14 protein-coding genes are annotated in these 20,290 nt (G+C 72.6%); 9 read left to right on the forward strand and 5 right to left on the reverse strand.

The window, feature by feature from the left end; genetic code table 11:
* Positions 1 to 5: 5 nt before the first annotated feature.
* Complete coding sequence (locus SALPAC2_RS0121225; protein WP_026184981.1) at positions 6 to 1,415, forward strand: amidase; 1,410 nt, start codon at positions 6 to 8, stop codon at positions 1,413 to 1,415.
* Positions 1,416 to 1,501: 86 nt separating this feature from the next.
* Positions 1,502 to 2,722 (forward strand): threonine ammonia-lyase, encoded by a 1,221-nt coding sequence (gene ilvA, locus SALPAC2_RS0121230; RefSeq protein WP_018218638.1) that lies wholly within the window; start codon positions 1,502 to 1,504, stop codon positions 2,720 to 2,722.
* A gap of 97 nt (positions 2,723 to 2,819) precedes the next feature.
* Here the strand turns inward: ilvA and greA are convergent, their stop codons facing one another.
* Both greA and SALPAC2_RS25235 read right to left on the reverse strand, forming a co-directional pair.
* On the reverse strand, positions 2,820 to 3,317 hold the full coding sequence (gene greA, locus SALPAC2_RS0121235) for a transcription elongation factor GreA (protein WP_018218639.1): 498 nt from the start codon (positions 3,315 to 3,317) through the stop codon (positions 2,820 to 2,822).
* Positions 3,318 to 3,443: 126 nt separating this feature from the next.
* Complete coding sequence (locus tag SALPAC2_RS25235; RefSeq protein ID WP_018218640.1) at positions 3,444 to 3,878, reverse strand: DUF4307 domain-containing protein; 435 nt, start codon at positions 3,876 to 3,878, stop codon at positions 3,444 to 3,446.
* A gap of 292 nt (positions 3,879 to 4,170) precedes the next feature.
* Here SALPAC2_RS25235 and mca point away from each other — a divergent pair, with 292 nt between their 5' ends.
* The 6 genes from mca to purE all read left to right on the forward strand — a co-directional run bounded on the left by mca (position 4,171) and on the right by purE (position 11,602).
* Positions 4,171 to 5,031: a mycothiol conjugate amidase Mca gene (gene mca / locus SALPAC2_RS0121245; RefSeq protein ID WP_018218641.1), complete on the forward strand. Its 861-nt coding sequence runs from the start codon at positions 4,171 to 4,173 to the stop codon at positions 5,029 to 5,031.
* Between the two features lie 66 nt (positions 5,032 to 5,097).
* Positions 5,098 to 5,400 carry a hypothetical protein gene (locus SALPAC2_RS0121250; RefSeq protein ID WP_018218642.1) on the forward strand — a complete coding sequence of 101 codons (303 nt, stop codon included), beginning with the start codon at positions 5,098 to 5,100 and terminating at the stop codon, positions 5,398 to 5,400.
* Between the two features lie 186 nt (positions 5,401 to 5,586).
* Positions 5,587 to 7,764 carry a putative bifunctional diguanylate cyclase/phosphodiesterase gene (locus SALPAC2_RS0121255; protein ID WP_026184984.1) on the forward strand — a complete coding sequence of 726 codons (2,178 nt, stop codon included), beginning with the start codon at positions 5,587 to 5,589 and terminating at the stop codon, positions 7,762 to 7,764.
* A gap of 25 nt (positions 7,765 to 7,789) precedes the next feature.
* Positions 7,790 to 9,874 (forward strand): thioredoxin domain-containing protein, encoded by a 2,085-nt coding sequence (locus SALPAC2_RS0121260; protein ID WP_018218644.1) that lies wholly within the window; start codon positions 7,790 to 7,792, stop codon positions 9,872 to 9,874.
* 58 nt (positions 9,875 to 9,932) lie between these two features.
* A complete protein-coding gene (locus SALPAC2_RS0121265) occupies positions 9,933 to 11,114 on the forward strand; it encodes a 5-(carboxyamino)imidazole ribonucleotide synthase (protein ID WP_018218645.1) in 1,182 nt (393 codons plus the stop codon).
* Entirely contained in the window at positions 11,111 to 11,602 is a 492-nt protein-coding gene (purE, locus tag SALPAC2_RS0121270) for a 5-(carboxyamino)imidazole ribonucleotide mutase (RefSeq protein ID WP_018218646.1), read from the forward strand. Before SALPAC2_RS0121265 ends, purE begins: the two co-directional genes overlap by 4 nt.
* Positions 11,603 to 11,629: 27 nt before the next feature.
* Here purE and SALPAC2_RS0121275 read toward each other — a convergent pair whose 3' ends face one another.
* Positions 11,630 to 16,564: an SCO7613 C-terminal domain-containing membrane protein gene (locus SALPAC2_RS0121275; protein WP_018218647.1), complete on the reverse strand. Its 4,935-nt coding sequence runs from the start codon at positions 16,562 to 16,564 to the stop codon at positions 11,630 to 11,632.
* A 128-nt stretch (positions 16,565 to 16,692) separates the two neighbouring features.
* Positions 16,693 to 18,120: a UDP-glucose dehydrogenase family protein gene (locus SALPAC2_RS0121280; RefSeq protein WP_026184985.1), complete on the reverse strand. Its 1,428-nt coding sequence runs from the start codon at positions 18,118 to 18,120 to the stop codon at positions 16,693 to 16,695.
* 252 nt (positions 18,121 to 18,372) lie between these two features.
* Between SALPAC2_RS0121280 and SALPAC2_RS0121285 the strand changes: the two genes are divergently transcribed.
* Positions 18,373 to 19,536 (forward strand): acyl-CoA dehydrogenase family protein, encoded by a 1,164-nt coding sequence (locus SALPAC2_RS0121285; protein WP_018218649.1) that lies wholly within the window; start codon positions 18,373 to 18,375, stop codon positions 19,534 to 19,536.
* Here SALPAC2_RS0121285 and SALPAC2_RS26520 read toward each other — a convergent pair.
* Positions 19,476 to 20,144 carry a sensor domain-containing protein gene (locus SALPAC2_RS26520; protein ID WP_162561380.1) on the reverse strand — a complete coding sequence of 223 codons (669 nt, stop codon included), beginning with the start codon at positions 20,142 to 20,144 and terminating at the stop codon, positions 19,476 to 19,478. The genes SALPAC2_RS0121285 and SALPAC2_RS26520 overlap by 61 nt on opposite strands.
* Positions 20,145 to 20,290 lie beyond the last annotated feature (146 nt).

Below are 20,290 nucleotides of genomic sequence, written 5' to 3' on the forward strand. Positions count from 1 at the left end.
GGAGGGTGGCCGTGCAGGACATCGAGCCGACCTGGGTGGGGGCGACTGCCAAGCAGATCGCCCGCGGCGTGCGCCGCGGTGACATCTCCGCCACCCAGGTCGTCGCCGACCATCTCGACCACCTCGCCCGGGTCGACCCCGACCTGGCGGCGTTCCGGCGGGTACGCGCCGGTGCGGCGGTCACCGAGGCGGAGAAAGTCGACGAGCTGGAGGACCTGGCTGACCTTCCGCTGGCCGGGGTGCCGGTGGCGGTCAAGGAGAACACCGCCGTCGCCGGACTGCCCACCTGGAACGGTTCGGCCGCCGCACAGACCCCGGTGGCGGAGGCCGACCACGAGGTGGTCCGGCGGCTGCGCGGTGCGGGGGCGGTGATTCTGGGCGTCACCCGGATGCCGGAGCTGGGCCTGTGGGGGGTGACCGACGACTCGACCGCGGTGACCCGAAACCCGTGGGACCGTGGCCGTACCCCCGGCGGCTCGTCCGGGGGGTCGGCCGCGGCGGTGGCCGCGGGGCTGGTGCCGATCGCCCACGGCAACGACGGGCTCGGGTCGATCCGGATTCCGGCGGCCTGCTGCGGTTTGGTCGGCCTCAAGCCCGGACGTGGGGTGGTGCCCTGCCAACTCGGCGCGGACGACTGGTTCGGCCTCACCGAGCACGGGATGCTGACCACCACCGTCGCCGACGCGGCGGTCGGCTTTCAGACGCTCGCCGGCCGGCGGCAGGAGAAGCTCGTCCCGCCGGCCCGGCTCCGGGTCGGCGTGTCCCTGCGCTCCCCGGTGCGGGGCATCTCGCCGGACGCGTCGAACCGGGACGCGGTCGCCGCCGCCGGCCGACTGCTCGCCGCCGCCGGGCACGACACCGTGCCCGCCGACCCGAGCTACTCGACGGCGCTCGGCCTGCAGGGCCTCGCCACCTGGTTCGCCGCGGCTGCCGCGGATGTCCAGGCCGCCGGCCTGGACCGGCGGAGTCTGCAGAAGCGCAACCGCCGGCACGTCCGGCTCGGGGAGTGGGTGCAGCGCCGGGGGTACGTCCACCCGTCCGCCCGGGCGGACTGGCGGGAGCGCTCGATCGGGCTCTTCACCGACCACTCGATCGACCTGCTGCTCACCCCGGCCCTGGCGAGCATCCCCCCGGCGGCGATCAGCTGGTCGGCTCGCTCCTGGCCGGCGAACGTGCTGGCCAACCTTCGTTACGCCCCGTACACCGCGCCGTGGAACGTCGCTGGACTGCCCGCGCTGGTGGTGCCGGTCGGTCGGCGCCCGGACGGGCTGCCGGTGGCGGTCCAGCTGGTCGGTCCGCCCGGGTCCGAGCTCCTGCTGCTCGGCGTGGCCGGCCAGTTCGAGATGCAGGCCCCCTGGGCCCGGCACGCCACCGGCTATCCACGGGGCGCGATGCCCTCCCCGGCTGCCGGTTGAGGCGTCCCGGCGCCGGAGCACGACAGCGGGAAGTGAGGGCGGTGGCCAGGCCCGGCGCTGGTCGGGCCGGGTGGCACGATCAGGGCATGACGAAATTGGTCAGCCTGGACGACGTACGGGCCGCGCGGGAGTTGCTTGCCGGTGTCGTACGGACCACCCCGTTGGAACCGTCCCGTCCCCTCAGCGCGGCGCTCGGCGGGCCGGTGTGGCTCAAATGCGAGCACCTCCAGCGAGCTGGTTCGTACAAGGTGCGGGGGGCCATCGTGCGGATCTCCCGGCTGTCGGCGGCGGAGCGCGCCAACGGTGTGGTCGCGGCCAGTGCCGGCAACCACGCCCAGGGGGTGGCGCTCGCTGCCGGCCTGGTCGGCACGGACGCCACCGTGTTCATGCCGGTGAACGCACCGTTGCCGAAGGTGGAGGCCACCAAGGGGTACGGCGCGCAGGTAGAACTCGCCGGCAACACGGTTGACGAGACGTTGGTGGCCGCCCAGACCTACGCCGAGCGCACCGGGGCAACGCTGATCCACCCGTTCGACCACCCCGATGTGATCGCCGGGCAGGGCACAGTGGCGCTGGAGATCCTCGAACAGTGCCCGGAGGTCCGCACGATCGTCACCGGGGTGGGGGGCGGCGGACTGGTCTCCGGTATCGGGGTCGCGGTTAAGGCGCTGCGTCCGGACGTGCGGGTCGTCGGGGTGCAGGCGGCCAGCGCCGCCGCCTTCCCGCCCTCGCTGGCCGCGGGTGAGCCGGTGCGGCTGCCGTCGTTCGGCACGATCGCGGACGGAATCGCCGTCGGCCGCCCCGGTGAGCTGACCTTCCAGCACGTCCGCGCGTTGGTCGACGAGGTCGTGACCGTGCGCGAGGAGGACATCTCCCGGGCGTTGCTGATGTTGTTGGAGCGGGGCAAGCAGGTGGTCGAGCCGGCCGGTGCGGTGGGGGCGGCGGCGCTGCTGGCCGGTGCGGTTGACGTCGAGGCGCCGGTGGTGACGGTGCTCTCCGGTGGCAACATCGATCCGCTACTGATGCTGCGGGTGATCGAGCACGGGCTCGCGGCGGCCGGGCGCTACCTGCGGGTCACCGTCCGCTGCTCGGACCGACCGGGCCAGCTCGCCCTGTTGCTCAATGAGATCGCCGAGCAGCGGGCGAACGTCGTGGACGTCGAGCACCAGCGGGCCAACCCGCACCTGCGGCTCGGCGAGGTCGAGGTGGCGCTGTCGGTGGAGACCCGCGGCACCGAACATTCGGACACGCTGATCAGCGTGCTGCGGGCGAGTGGCTACCAGGTGGTTTTCGCCGGCGAGGCGTGAGGCCGCCCAGCCCGAGCTCTGCCGGAGCCCGAAAAGCTCGACGTGCCGGTGGCCCCGGGCCACCGGCACGTCGAAACGGGTGGTTCAGCCGCTGCCCTCAGCCGCCGAAGGGCTCGAAGGCGACCACGGTCACCTTGATATCCGCGCCGCTGGGCGCGGTGTAGGTGCAGGTCTGGCCCGGGCGGCAGCCCAGGATCGCCTGCCCGATGGCGGACTCGGGGCTGTAGACCGTCAGCTCGGTGGTCGACGAGATCTCGCGGGAACCGAGCAGGAAACGCTCGGTGTCGTCCTTGTCATCATCGAAGTAGATCGTTACTACCATGCCCGGCGCGACCGTGTCGGCAGTCGGTGCCTCGCCCACCTGAGCGGTGCGGAGTAGCTCCTTCAGGTAGACGATCCGTCCCTCGGCCTTGCCCTGTTCCTCGCGGGCGGCGTGGTAGCCGCCGTTCTCCCGCAGGTCACCCTCCTCACGCCGGGCGTTGATCTCGGCGGCGATGACCGGCCGATTGGCGATCAACGCATCGAGCTCCGCCTGGAGGCGGTCGTGCGCCTCCTGGGACAGCCAGGTGGCGGGCGCCTCGTTGCCAGTGGACACAGGCGATCTCCTCAGTCGTGCTGGCGGCAGGTGAAATTCCAAGTTACCAGTGCCCGCCGACGTCGTCGGCCCGACGATCAACGTCCAGCCCCTCGCAGGCCGCCCCGCCACGGTCGTCCGAGCAGGTCAGGCCGGGCGCCGACAGCGAAGTACCTCGCCGATGAAAGGGCGTCCCTCGGTCACCAGGCGGTGCTGTGCGCGTACCTCCCGCTCGTCGGGCCGGGCGGTCACCGTGACCTGCTCCCGGGCGACCTGGGCGCCGTCGCGGTCCCGGGCCCGCAACACGCAGACCGCCGACCCGCCCGGAGGTACGGTGACCCGGAAGTCGATCAGCACCTGGGAGTCGGTGATCTCGGTATAGGTGATCACGGTCGCGTCGTACTCCAGCCCGCCGTACTGCTGGTAGAGCCGGACCACGATCGTGCCGAGGGCCGCCACCAGGGCGAGCCCCACCAGCGCGGTCAGCACTGGACGGCGCCGACGGCGTTCCCGCCGCCGGCCGTACCGGCCGGGTGGGAACACCGGCGCGCCGGCTGAATGTGTGGCGTGCGTCTCGCTCACCGGCGGGCATCTCCTGGCATCGTTGTCGGGGCCATCAGCAAGAATGGTTTGGTAAGAGTGGCAGGTTCATTCTCCCAGCCGGCCGACACGTCACGCATCATGGACACGTCCGGCACCGTGAGGGCTCCAGCAGCGCCGTAAGCATCGCAGGTCAGCGCCGGTGGAGTGTCCAGGGGTGCGGGTGTACGCGGTGGGCGGCACCACGGCGGGGAAGGTTCGTAGCCGAGCGGCCTGGGCAGGACCGCCGGGGCAGAGATGAGGAGCGCCTACCTTGGCAGAGCGACTGCGACTCATGGCCGTCCACGCACACCCGGACGACGAGTCGAGCAAGGGTGCCGCGACCACCGCGAAGTACGTGGCCGAGGGGGTGGACGTCCTGGTAGTGACGTGCACCGGCGGCGAGCGGGGAAGCGTGCTCAATCCCAAGATGGACCGGCCCGACGTCTGGGCCAACATCGCCGACATCCGCCGCGCCGAGATGGACGCCGCGCGGGCCATTCTCGGTATCGAGCAGGCCTGGCTCGGCTTCGTGGACTCGGGGCTGCCGGAGGGGGACCCGCTGCCACCGTTGCCGGAGGGCTGCTTCGCCCTGCAGGACGTGGCCGAGGCCGCCGGCCCGCTGGTGCGCCTGATGCGTGAGTTCCGTCCGCACGTCGTCACCACCTACGACGAGGAGGGCGGCTACCCGCACCCCGACCACATCATGACTCACAAGATCAGCATCGAGGCCTTCGACGCCGCCGGTGACGCCGAGCGTTACCCCGAGCTCGGCGAGCCCTGGCAGCCGCTCAAGCTCTACTACGACATCGTTTTCTCCAAGGGCAAGATCCTGGTGCTGCACGAGGCGCTGCTCGCCGCCGGCTTCGAGTCGCCGTACGGGGAGTGGCTCACGCGTTGGGAGGGCCGGACCGACAAGGGCCCCAGAATCACCACCCGGGTGGGGTGCGCCGAGTACTTCCCGGTCCGCGACGACGCGTTGCGCGCCCACGCGACCCAGATCGACCCGGACGGATTTTGGTTCCAGGTGCCGATGGAGGTGCAACAGCGCGCCTGGCCCACGGAGGACTTCCAACTCGTCCGGTCCCTGGTCGACAGCCCCCTGCCCGAGTCGGACCTCTTCGCTGGCATTGCCGAGCCCGGCGTACCGCGATGAGGGGGTCCATCGGCCCTGCCCCGGGGGCGGGCTAGGCTGGTCACCACTCGCGCAACGGAGGACGCCATGCTTACCGCCGCTGAGGTGCTCGCCCAAAACAACTTCGGGAACACCCGCACGGGTGGGCTGGCCGGCCCGATGGGCCTGTTCCTGATTCTCGTGCTGGCGACCGCCACCGTTCTGCTGATCCGCAACATGAACGCCCGACTGCGCCGACTGCCCGACCAGTTTCCGTCCGCCTCCGACTCCGCCGCGGCTGGCTCCGTTGCGTCCGGCGCCGGTCCGGCTGCGGCAGTCAGTGAGGCGACCGGTGGCGCCCCGGCGCGGGATTCATCGCCGAAATCCGGCACCGGGCCCCAGCAGCTCTGAACGGGTCCTGGCCGCATGATTCACGACTATCGGCACCCGAGCCCCCTGTTGCGGTAACCGGTATTGGCCTAGCCTTCCCGCCGGGGACGGAAAGTTTCGTCGGCCTGGGCAGGAGGGGGCGCCGATGATCAGCGCAGCTGAGGCTGCCCGCCGTACTGTCGGAGAGCTCGGGGCCGGAGCGGGGTGGTGACCACCGCGCTGCCCGGCCAGTCGCGGGCAGGTCCCTCCGGCCGGTCCCAGCGGGCCCGCGCGCTCACGGCGGCATTGCTGGTGACGGCCTTGGTGGCAGCCGTGGCGGCGGTCACCGCGCCGAGCGGTCTGCCCAGCAACGACCCGCTCGGCGGCCCCGCACGCTTCGGGCTCGCGGTCACGGTGTTCGCATTCGCGCAACTCGCCCAACTCCAGTTCCGGGCTGCGGCGGGAGCGGTCAGCCTCACCTGGGGCGAGGCCGCGCTCGTCATCTGTCTGCACCAGGTGCCCGCCGGCTGGATTCCGGCGGCCACCCTGCTCGGCGCCGGTCTGGCCTGGTCGGGGATGTCGTTGCTCGGTACCCGCCGGCGGCCGGTGGAGATCGCCCGGATCGCATCGTCGCTGACCGTGGCGACGGCGTTGGCCGGGTTCGTCACCACCCTGCTGGGGCGGCCGCTGCTGGCGACACCGACCCCACCGCTCGCGTTCGCGCTGCTCGCCGGTGCGGTCACCTACCTGATCGTGTGTGTCGGGCTGGATGCGGTCACCCTCAACCTCCACCACGGCGTCCCAGCAGGTGTCCTGCGGGGGGAGGCGCTGCGCGGCAAACTGATGATGTTCGTCGGGAACGTGGTGGTGGGCCTGGTCGTGGTAGCCCTCATCGAGGTCGACCCACGTTGGTTGTTGATCCTTCCGCTGCCGCTCTGGCTGCTCCAGCAGACCTACCGCCACCAGCTCCGCGTCGATCGGAATCGACGTGCCTGGCGGGCCTTCGCCGAGGCGACCGCCGCGCTCGATCACCGCGACGAGCGGGGGGTCGCGACGGCGGCGGCGAGTGACGCGCTGACCGGCCTGGCCAACCGGACGGCCATGCTCAGCCAGGGAGACCAGGTGCTGCGGCAGCTGGCCCGGGACCGGCCGGTGGCGTTGCTGCTACTGGACATCAACCGGTTCAAGGAGGTCAACGACACGCTCGGGCACGCGGCCGGTGACCAGCTCCTCCGGCTGACCGCCGACCGGCTGGGCGGGCTGGCCCGCGGCGGGGACCTGCTGGGCCGGCTCGGCGGCGACGAGTTCGCCCTCCTGTTGACCTCGGTGCCGGTGCCCGGCGACAGCGCCGCCCCGATGGCGTACACGCTGCGCCAGGCCCGGGAGATCACCGAACGGCTCGCCGCCCCCACCGAGGTGGCGGGGGTCCGAATGTCCGTGGAGGCCGCCGTCGGGGTGGTGGTCGCCGACGCCGGCACCGCCGACATGGCGGAGCTGCTGCGCCGGGCGGACATCGCGATGTACCAGGCGAAGGAGGGCAATGGCTGCGTCGCCGCGTACGACTCCGCGCGGGACGCCACCAGCACCGACCGGCTCGCGCTCCTAGCCGAGCTGCGCGAGGCGTTGGCCGCCGACGACCAGCTGGTGCTGGTCCTGCAACCGGCGGTGGACCTGGCCACCGGGGCGCCCACCGGGGTGGAGGCACTGATCCGCTGGCGGCACCCCCGACGCGGCTGGCTCAACCCGCACGAGTTCATCCGTCCGGTGGAAAACAGCGAGCAGCTGGGCACCTTCACCCGGTACGTGCTGGACAAAGCGCTCGGCGTTGCGGCGCAGTGGGCCCGGGACGGGCTGGACCTGCCGATCTCGGTGAACCTCTCCGCCCGCAGCCTGCTCGACCGGCGGCTGCCGACCGAGATCGCGGACGCGCTGCGCCGCCACCGGGTGCCGGCGCGGCGGCTCGTCCTGGAGATCACCGAGACGGTGGTGATGAGCGAGTTGGAGGTGATCGACGAGGTGCTCGGCGCGCTGCGCACCATGGGGGTGCAGTTGGCCGTGGACGACTTCGGCACCGGATTCTCGTCGCTGACCTTCCTCACCCGGGTCGCCGTGGACGAGTTGAAGGTGGACCGTTCCTTCGTGCTCCGGATGGCCGACTCGCCGGAGGCGGCGGCGATCGTGCGTACCACGGTGGGGCTGGGCCAGCAGTTGGGGCTACGGGTGGTCGCTGAGGGGGTGGAGACCGCCGAGCAGCGCAGCGCGCTGGCCGAACTCGGCTGCACGGCCGCACAGGGCTACCACTTCTTCAAACCCATGCCGGCCGACAAGATTGGCGCGGTCCTCGGCGGTCTGGTCAACGGGGCGCGCTCCCGGGTTGTTCCGCTCCGGGCCGATGGCGCCTCCTGACCGTCCGCGCCGATAGGGTCGTGCCGTGAACCGACTCGCCGACGCCACCAGCCCGTACCTGCTCCAGCACAAGGACAACCCGGTCGACTGGTGGCCGTGGTGCGCGGAGGCGTTCGCCGAGGCCCGCCGGCGAGACGTACCGATCATGATTTCGGTCGGGTATGCCGCCTGTCACTGGTGTCACGTCATGGCGCACGAGTCCTTCGCCGACGAGCAGGTGGCCGCGCTGCTGAACGAGGGCTTCGTGGCGATCAAAGTGGACCGCGAGGAGCGTCCGGACGTTGACGCCGTCTACATGACCGCGACCCAGGCCATGACCGGGCAGGGTGGCTGGCCCATGACCGTCTTCGCCGCCCCGGACGGAACCCCGTTCTTCTGCGGCACCTACTTCCCGAAGCCCAACTTCCTCCGGCTGCTCCAGTCGGTCACCACCGCCTGGCGGGACCAGCGCGACGCCGTGCTCCAGCAGGGTGCCGCGGTCGTCGAGGCGATCGGCGGTGCCCAGGCGGTCGGGGGCCCGGCCGCCCCGCTCACCGCCGACCTGCTCGACGCCGCCGCCGACCGGCTCGGTGCGGAGTACGACGAGACGAACGGTGGGTTCGGCGGGGCGCCGAAGTTCCCGCCGCACCTGAGCCTGCTCTTCCTGCTGCGGCAGTACCAGCGCACCGGCGACCAGCGGAGCCTGGAGATTGTCCGACACACCGCGGAGGCGATGGCCCGGGGCGGCCTGTACGACCAACTCGCCGGGGGCTTCGCCCGCTACTGCGTGGACGGGCAGTGGTTGGTGCCGCACTTCGAGAAGATGCTCTACGACAACGCCCTGCTGCTGCGGGTCTACACGCACCTGTGGCGGCTGACCGGTGACCCGATGGCCCGTCGCGTGGCCCGGGACACGGCCCGTTTCCTCGCCGACGAGCTGCACCGGCCGGGCGAGGGGTTCGCCTCCGCGCTGGACGCCGACGCGGCCGGGGTCGAGGGGTTGACCTACGTCTGGACCCCCGCCCAGCTTGTCGCGGCCCTCGGCGAGGCGGACGGCCGGTGGGCCGCCGACCTGTTCGCGGTCACCGAGCAGGGCTCGTTCACCCCCCACGCCGCCGCCGCGACCCCGGCGGCGGCCGCCGCGCAGTCGGCCAGCGTGCTCCGGCTGGCCCGGGACGTTGACGATGCGGCGCCGGAGGTGCAGTCCCGCTGGCAGGAGATCGCGCACCGGTTGCTGATGGTCCGCGACACCCGCCCGCAGCCGGCCCGCGACGACAAGGTGGTAGCCGCCTGGAACGGGCTCGCGATCACCGCGATTGCCGAGTTCCAGCAGGTCGTAGCCAGCTTCGCGGAGGATGCTCCGGGGCCGGACGCCAACCTGATGGAGGGCGTGACGATCGTCGCCGACGGCGCCATGCGGGACGCGGCCGAGCACCTGGCACAAGTGCACCTCGTGGCCGGGCGGCTGCGGCGCACCTCACGGGACGGCCGGGTCGGGGAGGCCGCCGGCGTCCTGGAGGACTACGGCTGCGTGGCCGAGGCGTTCTGCGCGATGCACCAGCTGACCGGCGAGGGGCGGTGGCTGACCCTGGCGGGGCAGCTCCTCGACGTGGCGCTGGAGCGGTTCGCCGCACCGCAGGGCAGCTTCTACGACACCGCTGATGACGCGGAGCGGCTGGTTAGCCGGCCCGCGGACCCCACCGACAACGCCACCCCGTCCGGCCGGTCGGCGATCGTCGCCGCCCTGGTCACGTACGCGGCGTTGACCGGCGAGACCCGCTACCGGGAGGCGGCGGAGGCGGCGCTGGCCACCGTGGCGCCGATCGTCGCCGCGCACGCCCGCTTCACCGGGTACGCGGCCACCGCCGGCGCGGCGCTGCTCGCCGGCCCGTACGAGATCGCGGTGGTGACCTCCGATCCGGTCGGTGAGCCGCTGGTGCGTGCGGCGCACCGGTACGCCCCGCCGGGTGCTGTGGTGGTGGCGGGGCGGCCGGACCAGCCCGGGGTGCCGCTGCTCGCCGGCCGGCAGCTGGTTGACGGGCAGGCCACCGCGTACGTCTGTCGGGGCTTTGTCTGCGACCGGCCGGTAACCAGGGTTGATGACCTGGTGGCGCAGCTGACGGGCCGGTAGGCGGCCGGTCGACCCGGATCACCGGCTGGCTCCGCTGGCCGGATACGCTGAGCTGGCTATGGACTCCCACACCGGTCTGCCCGTTGTCGGCATGGTGGGTGGCGGCCAATTGGCCCGGATGACCCATCAGGCCGCGATCGCCCTCGGCCAGTCGCTGCGCCTGCTCGCGCTCGCTCCCGACGATGGCGCCGCCTTGGTGGCCGCCGACGTGCAGTACGGCGAGCACACTGATCTCGCGGCGCTGCGTACCTTCGCCAAGGGCTGCGACGTGGTCACCTTCGACCACGAGCATGTTCCCACCGAGCACATCGAGGCCCTCGCCGGCGAGGGCGTCAAGCTCTTTCCGCCGGCCGAGGCGCTGGTGCACGCCCAGGACAAGCGGGTCATGCGGGAACGTCTCGCGGCGTTGGGCCTGCCGAACCCGGTCTGGCAGCCGGTCGAGACCCCGGCCGAGCTCGGATCCTTCGGCGACGCCGTGGGCTGGCCGGTGGTGCTCAAGGCGGCCCGGGGCGGCTATGACGGCCGGGGCGTGTGGCTGGTTCAGGACGCCGCTGAGGCGGCCGAGCTGTCGGCCACGTTGTTGGCCACCGGGATGAGCCTGATCGCCGAGGAGCGGGTGGCGCTACGCCGGGAGCTGGCTGTGCAGGTGGCCCGTTCCCCGTTCGGGCAGGTCGCCGCCTACCCGGTGGTCGAGACCGTGCAGCGGGACGGGATCTGCGTCGAGGTCTTGGCCCCCGCACCGGAGCTGCCTCAGGAGCTGGCGGTCGGTGCGCAGCAGCTCGCCATCGACCTCGCCACCGAGCTCGGCGTGGTGGGTCTGCTGGCCGTCGAGTTGTTCGAGGTAACCGACCCGGCCGAGCCGACGGGCAGCCGCCTCGTGGTCAACGAGCTGGCGATGCGGCCGCACAACTCCGGGCACTGGACCATCGAGGGGGCCCGGACCTCGCAGTTCGAGCAGCACCTACGGGCGGTGCTCGACTACCCGATGGGGGACACCTCGTTGGCCGCGCCGGTGGTGGTGATGGCGAACGTGCTGGGCGGTGAACCGGGCGGCATCTCCATCGACGAGCGCCTGCACCACCTCTTCGCCGCCGAGCCGGGCGCGAAGGTGCACCTGTACGGCAAGCAGGTACGCCCAGGCCGCAAGATCGGCCATGTCACCGTACTCGGCGACAACCTGGACGAGGTACGCGACCGGGCGGCACGGGCGGCCCGTTGGCTGCGGGAGGGGCACGGATGAGCACGGTCGGGCTGATCATGGGCAGCGATTCGGACTGGCCGACGATGCGGGCCGCCGCCGAGACGCTGGACGAGTTCGGGGTCGGGTACGAGGTCGAGGTGGTCTCGGCGCACCGGACACCGGTTCGCATGATCGAGTACGGCCGGGACGCCGCCGACCGCGGCCTAAGGGTGATCATCGCCGGGGCGGGGGGTGCGGCACACCTGCCGGGCATGGTCGCCGCGGTCACCCCGCTGCCGGTGATCGGCGTGCCGGTGCCCCTGAAGTATCTGGACGGGATGGATTCGCTGCTCTCCATCGTGCAGATGCCCGCTGGCGTGCCGGTGGCCACCGTCTCGATCGGTAACGCCCGCAACGCCGGTCTGCTCGCGGTCCGGATCCTCGGTGTCGAGGACCGGGCGCTGCTCGATCGGATGGCGGCGTACCAATCCGATCTGGAGCAGGTGGTCGCGGAGAAGAACGCGGCCCTGCGCGCCTCGCTGAACTGACCTCTGGCGGATGGTCGCCGCAGCGGGCTAGCGCATGCCGCGCAGGGCGGCCTGGAGGCGTTCCTGGGCCCGACGGCGACGCTCGTTGCTGGCCCCGAGGACCAGCAGGAGGAGACCGACGGGGATCAGCAGCAGCCACGGCCCGAGACTGAACAGCGCGTGGATCGCCGTGATCGCAGTGGCCGTGGCCCCGACGATCACCGGCGCCTGCTGCTGCCGCAGCGAGCCGAAGACCAGTACCGCCGCCGCCCCGAGTAGCAGCAGCACCTGGCGCAGCATGCTGCTCTCGGTGACCAGCACGATCGCCAGGGTCGGAGCGAAGGCGGTCACCAGCGCTGGCCCGTACGCCACCCAGCTGCTGATCTCGGCGCGTTGGCGCAGCTCCAGTACGCCGACGAGCAGCGCCAGCACCGCGAACGGCAGGGTGTAGGCCTCGGGCAGGGCCACGTCCGCCACCCACATCAGAATCCACCACGCGGTGATCTCGCAGCTCACCACCGCCCAGAAGAGGATTCGCCGCTCGATGTCGCGCCGGCCCGGTCGGGCCGCCGCCACTCCGAGGATGGCGCCCGCGGCGGCGAGCAGGGCCGCGATGTGCCGGGGTGAGTCGTAGGCCAGCGCCAGGGCGATCAGTGTGGCGGCGAAGCCACTCCACTCCACCGTGGCCGTCTCCCGCCCCGCCTCCGGGCGACGCAGGCGTGGCAGGGTGGCCGCGAAGACCTGGAGGGCCGCCCCAACGGCTAGGACGCCGAACGCCGACCAGCGCGCGCTCAGACCGGCGACCAGACCGGTGGTGAGTACGAAGAGCTGCGCCATCAGGGCGGCGAACAGCCAGCCGAGGATGCGCGCGTGCCCGGTGGCACCGAAGAGCGCCGCCACCGTACCGACGCCCACCGCGCCGCCGAGCGTGACCAGGGTCAGGTCCTCCGTGGCCAGGCTGCCGGCCAGCCCCGCGCCGCCGGCGGTGAGGCCGATGCCGAAGACGAGTATCCGGGCCAGCCGGAGCGAGCGGGCCCGCTCCACCAGGGCGGGCGGCGGTGTGAGCGCAAGCCCGAGCATGGCCAGAGTGAACACGGTGAGCCCGGCGAAGGTGCTCGCCGGCCAAGCGAGATCCAGCGCCACCGGCGTGATCAGCAGGGTCACCGCCGTACCCGGCAGGATGACCGGCACCGCCCGACTGCGCCGGCCGCCACTGAAAGCGACCGCGGCCAGTGCGGCGGCGGCGGTCAGCAGCAGCGCGGTGAGCACGTGCGTCGGGTCCGCCGCCGCGGGTGCGGGCAGGAGTAACTCCGGCGGCGGGCCCTGCCAGGTGCGGCTGAGCGTTCGGTGTGGCTCGACCAGCGCCACGTGCAGCGCCGGTGCGAGCGAGACCAGGGCCAGCACCGTGGGCAGGGTCGCCGCGGCGAGCGCCCCGGTGGCCGGGTCTACCCGCCACCGGCGGGTACCGGGCCCGGCGGAGCGGCCCAGGGCACCCCCGAGGGTTACTCGCCACCGGCGAGTCGGTGCCGCGAGCCCGGCCGGCGGTTCGGTGGCGCCGCGGCTCAGCTCGGCGAGGACACCGATCAGGGCGGCCGCGGCGGCAAACACCCCGACCTGCAGGCCGGCGGGGATGGCGGCGAGGGCACTTACCGTGGCGCCGCCGACCAGCGCGGCGCTGGCCCAGGGCAGGTACTGCGGAACCCGGTGCCGGGCAGCCAGCACGGTGGCCAGGCCGAGGCCGGAGGTGGCCAGGGCGGCGATCAGCACCACCCGCGACGAGTGCCCGAGCTCGGCAGTCAGGGCGGCCACCGCACCGGGTAGCGCGAAGAGCATAGCCCCGGTCGCGGCCCCACCGATCTGCGTCGGATACGGTGGCGGTCCCTCGGCGTCCACATCGGTGCCCAGCGGCGGGGAAAGGGCGCGAGCGAAGGCCGCCACGGCGGCACCGATCAGCGCGATGCTGCCGAGGGCCAGTGCGGTCGTCCACGGCCGGACCAGCCCGGCGCCGGCGACATGCAGCGCTAGTACGCCGGCCACGACGGCCCGGGAGAACGCGGCTCGGGCCTCCATCGACGCCACCGACGCCAGGCCGTACCCGGTGGCGACCAGCGAACCCACCAGCACCGGCGACCACCAGGGCAGCGCGAACGCGGCCGGTGCGCCGATGGTGGCCAGGACCACGGCCGCGCCGGAGACATCGTGCTGCCAGGGCGGCGGCAACAGGACCGCGGCGGCCAGCGCCAGCAACGCCAGCGCGACCGGTGCCTGCCAGGTCGAGCCGCCGATCGGGGCGGCCGGCCACGTGTTCAGGTCACCGGCCCAGATCGGGCCGGCGGTGAGCAGGACGCCGATGCCCCCGCGGAGCGCCATCCCGGCGGCCAGCAGCCCGACCAGCCCGCCCCCCAGGGCCAAGCCGAGGACGGGGCCTCGCCGCCACTGCGGTGGCAGTGCGCGGGCCGCCACGGCCACGACCAGCAGCAGCCCGGCCGCGACAGCCAGCTGCGCGCCGGGCGCGAGGACAGTGGCGATCCGAACCAGGGTGGCGACCAGCGCGGCGGTTACCCCGGCGCAGGCCAGGTCGGAGCCGTCCAGGCGGAGGTCGGAGCGGCGCCGGGCGTCAACGGAAGGCGCGAAGAACAGGAGCACCGCGGCGATCACCAGCAGCGCGCCCACCCAGGCGTCGGCGGCGGTGGTGGCGGGCGCCACGAACGAGGCCGCGGCGACGGCCAGGGCACCCAGTACCGCCCCCGTCGCCAGCGGCATCGGGAGGTGCCGGTGGGAAACCTGCACGAGCGCGGCGTAACCGAGCGTGACGCAGACCGCGAGGAAGCTCGCCGCCAGTAGCGCGACGGTCAGCTCCCGCAGCGCGGTGCCGGACGCCGCCGGACCGGCGGCGACGATCGCGGCCACCGTGCCGGGCAGGGCGAAGGCCGCCCCGCCTGCGGCCCAGCCGGAGAGGAGCTCCGCTCCGACGGAGGTGGCCCGGAGCCGGGGTAGCACCGCCACCAGCACGCCCGCCACACAGAGGGTGAGTAGGACGGCGGCGGTCAACGACGGCCGGGTCAGGCCGGCTCCGGCACCGAAGAGCCCCACCCCAGCGGCGGCTACGCCGTGTGCTCGCGCCGCGCGTCTGCTCCGCGCCGACAACCCGGCCACCCCGATCCCGACCGCCGCCACCACCATCGGCCACGGCGCGGCCGCCCAGCCGAGTCCGAACGAGGCGGGCACGGCGAGCGCGGTCAGCGCGGCGCCCACCACCGCGAACTCCCGGCGGATCTTCGGTGGCAGGGCGACCATGGCGGCCACGGTCAGCAGCAGTGCGCTGACGGCGAGCTGGCTGGCGGCGGGGGCGCCCACCGCGGCCAGCTGGGATGGGTAACGGTCGAGGTCGGCGGTCCACGCCGGGAGGGCAGCCCGGACCGGGGTCACTCCGGCGCGCAGGGCGCCGGTGGCGACGACGACGCCACTGACGGTCAACGCGATGGCGGAGGCGAACTGCGGGCCGCGCCGCAGGACAGTCGGCACTGCGCGGACGACCAGCCCGGTGAGCGCGATACCGGCGGTGATCAGAAGTAGTGCCTGGTCGGGTGCGGCCACCCAGGCAAGCCGGCTCGCGGCGCTGATCACGGCGAGGGTGAGCAGGCCGGTGCCGATGTCGGGGAATGGGGCGCGGCGGGCCGCCACCATCCCCGCACCGGCCACCGTGGCGGTGAGCAGGAGTGCGGCTCCCGCTCCGACCGTCGCGGGCACGGTGGTCACCCGCAGCAGCGCGGTGCCGGCGTAGCCGAGGGCCGCCAGCGCGGCGACGCTGTAAAGGCCGAAGATCAACTCGCGGAGCCCGGGCACTGGGCGGACGGCGGCGCCGTCCCCACCGGGCACCTGGCCAGTCTCGGCCCCGTCCCCACCGGGCACCTGGCCAGTCTCGGCCCCGTCCTCGGTACGTTGGCCGGCCCCCGACCGCTGGCGCGGGGCGACGGGGGTGTCCCGGGGCCGCTCCGGGCCGGTCTGGCCCCCCGCCGTCGCCAGTGGGGTCGGGGACGCTTCGGGTAGGTCCTGGCGGACCGGTCGGGACCGGGTGACGGCGGAGCCGGCCAGCGAGAAGTTCAGGACGGCCACGAGGGCCAGCACGGCGGCCCAGCCCGCCAGAGCGCTGGTTCGGTCGTACGCGAGCAGCGGCAGGATCGGCTGGAGGGCCAGCACCGTCGCGAACCGTGGTGCGCGGAGTCCGGTCCAGCCGCCGTACGCCAGGGCAACCCCGGCGGTGACCGCGAAGACGGCCGCGGCGAATACCGCCCGGGACGCGCCGCCGACGCTGGTTACGGACCAGAGGGCGTACCCGGCCAACGGCACCAGGAGCAGGCCGACGGCGGAGATGGTCTCGGCGGTGGCGGTGAGCCCGCGACGGGCCAGCACCGGCGGGGCGAGCAGCATCAGGACCGTCGCCAGGCAGAGCACGCCCAGCCGGGCGAGGGCGTCCAGGGAACTGGTGGCGACCGCGGCGAAGACCACCGCGGCGACGCCGAGCAGCAGCGCGCCGAGCCCGAGGGGAATGTTCTGCACCTCGCGGCTGGACGCCTCCGGCGGATGCTCGGGGTTGTCGGCGTCAAGCCAGCCGGCGGTCGGCGGCGGTTCCGCCGGCCCCGACGAGGTGCCCTGCCGGGGTACCCGGGGCGGTGTGCCGGGGGGAGCCGGTGGCCGCCGGTCTGGCCGGCGACGGAGCACGCGCCGGGGACGGTTGGCCTGTTTGACGTTCTCCTCACCGGCATGCGCGAGGATGTCCCGCTGGAAGAGCGCAGCCTGCATCCGGGCGGCGATCTTCCGCTGTTCTCCGGAGATCTCGGCGTCCCGCGCCTTCATCTCCGCGATCGACCGCTCGACCTCCGCCAGGTGTTCGAGCCGCTGCGGCTGTTTCGCGCCGCAGTGTGGGCAGCGGGCGGCCGGCTTCAACTCCCGGCCGCACGAGGAGCACTGAAAGCTCACCACGACACCCCTCCAGCGCGGACGGCGGACCTCACTGTCGCAGCATGCCCAATGCTGGCGCGGATTTCGACAGTTGCCGGCGGGTCCAGGGGGCGTGGCGCCCTACTCCGCGGAGTACGGCCGGCGACGGGTCACGGGCGGCCCATGCCGCGGTACTCCCAGCCAGCCTGCGTCCACAACGTTGGGTCGAGGCAGTTGCGGCCGTCCACCACCCGGCGCCCGGCGACCAGGGCGCCGAGCATGACCGGGTCGGCGTTGCGGAAGTCAGCCCATTCGGTCAGGACGCAGACCAGGTCGGCACCGGTCACCGCCTCGTTGATGCCCGACTCGTAGGTGAGCTCGGGCGCCACGGCGCGGGCGCGCTCCATCCCTTCCGGGTCGTAGACGTGCACGTCAGCGCCGGCCTTGTGGAGCAGCGATGCCACGGCGAGGGCGGGGGCGTCGCGGACGTCGTCGGTGTTGGGCTTGAAGGTCGCACCGAGCACGCCGATTCGGGTGCCGGAGAGGTCGGGGCCGGCCGGGCCGGTGCGCCGGCCGAGTAGGTCGGCGGCGAGTTGGACCACCCGGGTCCGGCGGCGCAGGTTGATCAGGTCAACCTCGTGCAGGAAACGCAGCGCCTCGCCGGCGCCCAGTTCCTGGGCCCGGGCCTGGAAAGCACGGATGTCCTTGGGTAGGCAGGCCCCGCCGAAGCCCAGGCCGGCCTGGAGGAACCGGTTGCCGATCCGGGGGTCGAAGCCGACCGCCCGGGCCAGGTGGGTCACGTCGCCGCCAGCGGCCTCGCAGACCTCCGCCATCGCGTTGATAAACGAAATCTTGGTGGCCAGGAAGGCGTTCGCTGCGACCTTCACCAGCTCCGCGGTGGCGAAGTCGGTGACCACCATCGGCACCTCGCGGTCCTCCGTGGCAGCCAGGTCGAAGACGCCCTTGTGCGCGGCGTAGAGCATCCCGTTGGCCCATTCGCTCTTGACGCCGACCACGATCCGGTTCGGGCGGAGTACGTCGTCGACGGCGAAGCCCTCCTGGAGGAACTCGGGGCTCCAGGCGACCTCAATGCCCAGGTCGGCCGGTGTGTGTTTGCTCACCAGCTGCTCGACCCACTCCGCGGTGCCGACCGGCACGGTGGACTTGCCGACGATCAGCGCCGGACGGGTGAGCTGCTGCGCCAGGCTGGTGACGGCTGCCTCGACGTACGACAGGTCCGCCCCCAGCGCGTCGGCCCGCTGCGGGGTGCCGACGCAGATGAAGTGCACGTCCCCGAACTCGGCGACCTCGGCCATGTCGGTGCTGAACCGCAGCCGCCCGGCGGCGAGGTTGCGCTTCAGTAGCTCGTCCAGGCCGGGCTCGTGGATCGGCACCTCGCCCGCGTTGAGCATGGCGATCTTGTCGGCGTCCACGTCGAAGCCGAGTACCTCGTAGCCCAGCTCGGCGTAGCAGATGGCGTACGTCGCGCCGAGGTAGCCGGTGCCGAGGAAGGTCACTCGGGGGCGAGGTGCGCCGGATGGGGGGGTTACCGCCCCGATCGGAGGCACTGGCTGGGTGTTCGGGTACGGGATCGTCACGCCTGTCTTCTCCGCTCGCACTGGCGCCGCTCGTGGCGTCGCTGTCGACCGCGGCGCCTGCCAGGGGCGCCGAAGGTGGGGTTGTTCGTTTGTTTGACCATGCTCCCGCGCGGGCCGGTCAGTGCGACACTTCGTAGCCTACGCGGCGGTAACATCGCCGGACTCCGGGGTCGCTATCCTTCAGTCTGCGCGGTCCGCGCTCAGAACGACGCTACAGACTGCGCATGATAGCGGTGAAGAGGAGGGGCCGACATGGCCGCAGAGCAGGAATTCGACGGCTATCGCTTGACGGGTGAGCAGCAGGCGGTCCGGGAGGCGGTCCGGGAGGTCTGCGCGGCGAAGGTGGCACCGCACGCCGCTGAGGCGGACGAGACCAGCGAGTTCCCGAAGATGTCCTTCGACGCGTTGCGGGCGGCTGACTTTCACGCCCCGCACATCCCCGTCGAGTACGGCGGCGCCGGTGCGGATGCCCTCGCCACCGCTATCGTGATCGAGGAGGTGGCGCGGGCCTGTGCCGCCTCCTCGCTGATTCCGGCGGTCAACAAGCTGGGTACCATGCCGCTGATTCTGGCCGGGTCCGCGGAGCTCCAGCGGAAGTACCTGACCCCGGTGGCGGCCGGCGACGCGATGTTCTCGTACTGCCTGTCCGAGCCGGAGGCGGGCAGCGACGCCGCCGCGATGACCACCCGGGCCGTCCGGGACGGCGACGACTGGGTGCTCAACGGCGTCAAGCGCTGGATCACCAACGCCGGGGTGTCCGAGTTCTACACGGTCTTCGCCGTGACCGACCCGACCGCCCGGAGCCGGGGCATCTCGGCCTTCGTGGTCGAGAAGTCCGACCCGGGGGTGAGTTTCGGCGCACCGGAGAAGAAGTTGGGGATCAAGGGCTCGCCGACCCGTGAGGTTTACCTGGACGGCGTCCGGGTCCCCGCCGACCGCATGATCGGCGCGGAGGGCACCGGCTTCGCCACCGCGATGCAGACCCTGGACCACACCCGGGTCACCATCGCCGCACAGGCGGTGGGCATCGCGCAGGGTGCGCTCGACTACGCCAAGGGGTACGTGCAGGAGCGTCGGCAGTTCGGCAAGCCGATCGCCGACTTCCAGGGCATCCAGTTCATGCTCGCGGACATGGGCATGAAGCTGGAGGCGGCCCGGCAGCTGACCTACGCCGCAGCCAGCAGATCCGAGCGGGGGGACGCGGACCTGACCTACTTCGGCGCCGCGGCCAAGTGCTTCGCCTCCGACGCCGCCATGGAGATCACCACCGATGCCGTGCAGCTGCTCGGCGGCTACGGCTACACCCGGGACTACCCGGTCGAGCGGATGATGCGCGACGCGAAGATCACCCAGATCTACGAGGGCACCAACCAGGTGCAGCGCATCGTCATGGCGCGGCAGCTGTTGAAGGGCTGACTCGGGGCTGTTCGGCAGAATCCTGGCCGTCGAACGCGGCGAATGCCGAGGCGACTGGCGGAGGAGCCATCACGCCGCCGAAAGTCCCTTCGGCCGGGCCGGTGGCCAGGACAACATCTGCCCCCGGCGCGGGTCTCGGTCTCGGACGGGCGCCCGTCCGAGACCGAGTACGGTGCTGAACGGGCGGTGATGAAGGCAGTAGCTGCGGTGGGCAGTTTGGCCACTAGGTAGAGCAGCACGCGCCAGGCACTGGCGTCGGTCAGATGAGCGATGGTCCATCCGCTGAGGCCGGGGCGTACCGGAGGCGGGGGAATGCGGTCCAGCCAGACGTCGAGCAGCCCGGCTCTCCGTGCCTCGGCCGCGCCCCACCGGCGGGCGCCGGCGAGCCCGAGCGCCAGGAGGGGAATGCCGGCGAGGACCACGGCGAGGCCCACCCCGACGATCAGGACAGCCAGTACGTACAGCGGCCCGAACACGGCGACCACCAGGTTGCCGAGCACATAGCGGAGTTCCTGCGGCCCACGGCGCTGTCGGCGCTGCCGGCCGGACGTCCTCGGCGGTGGCGGGTCGAGTTCCGTGCCGAGTTCCGGAGGTGACGCCGGCTCCACGTTCACATCCTTCCGGTCGCACAGTGACCGCTGGAACAGGCTGCGGCACCGGGACAGCTTCGCAGCGGTTACGAGCGGCCAGCAAGGGGGCTATTCGAGCCCGCTTTGTCGGGTTATCCCCACTCCGGCGACGCATGGGAGTGATC

This window comes from Salinispora vitiensis (genome assembly GCF_000378825.1).
GTDB classification, from domain to species: Bacteria; Actinomycetota; Actinomycetes; order Mycobacteriales; family Micromonosporaceae; genus Micromonospora; species Micromonospora vitiensis.

Coding starts and splice junctions, on each gene's coding strand:
- ilvA (WP_018218638.1), top strand. CDS start 1,502: ATGACGAAATTGGTCAGCCTGGACGACGTACGGGCCGCGCGGGAGTTG.
- mca (WP_018218641.1), top strand. CDS start 4,171: ATGGCCGTCCACGCACACCCGGACGACGAGTCGAGCAAGGGTGCCGCG.
- SALPAC2_RS0121250 (WP_018218642.1), top strand. CDS start 5,098: ATGCTTACCGCCGCTGAGGTGCTCGCCCAAAACAACTTCGGGAACACC.
- SALPAC2_RS0121265 (WP_018218645.1), top strand. CDS start 9,933: ATGGACTCCCACACCGGTCTGCCCGTTGTCGGCATGGTGGGTGGCGGC.
- purE (WP_018218646.1), top strand. CDS start 11,111: ATGAGCACGGTCGGGCTGATCATGGGCAGCGATTCGGACTGGCCGACG.
- SALPAC2_RS0121285 (WP_018218649.1), top strand. CDS start 18,373: ATGGCCGCAGAGCAGGAATTCGACGGCTATCGCTTGACGGGTGAGCAG.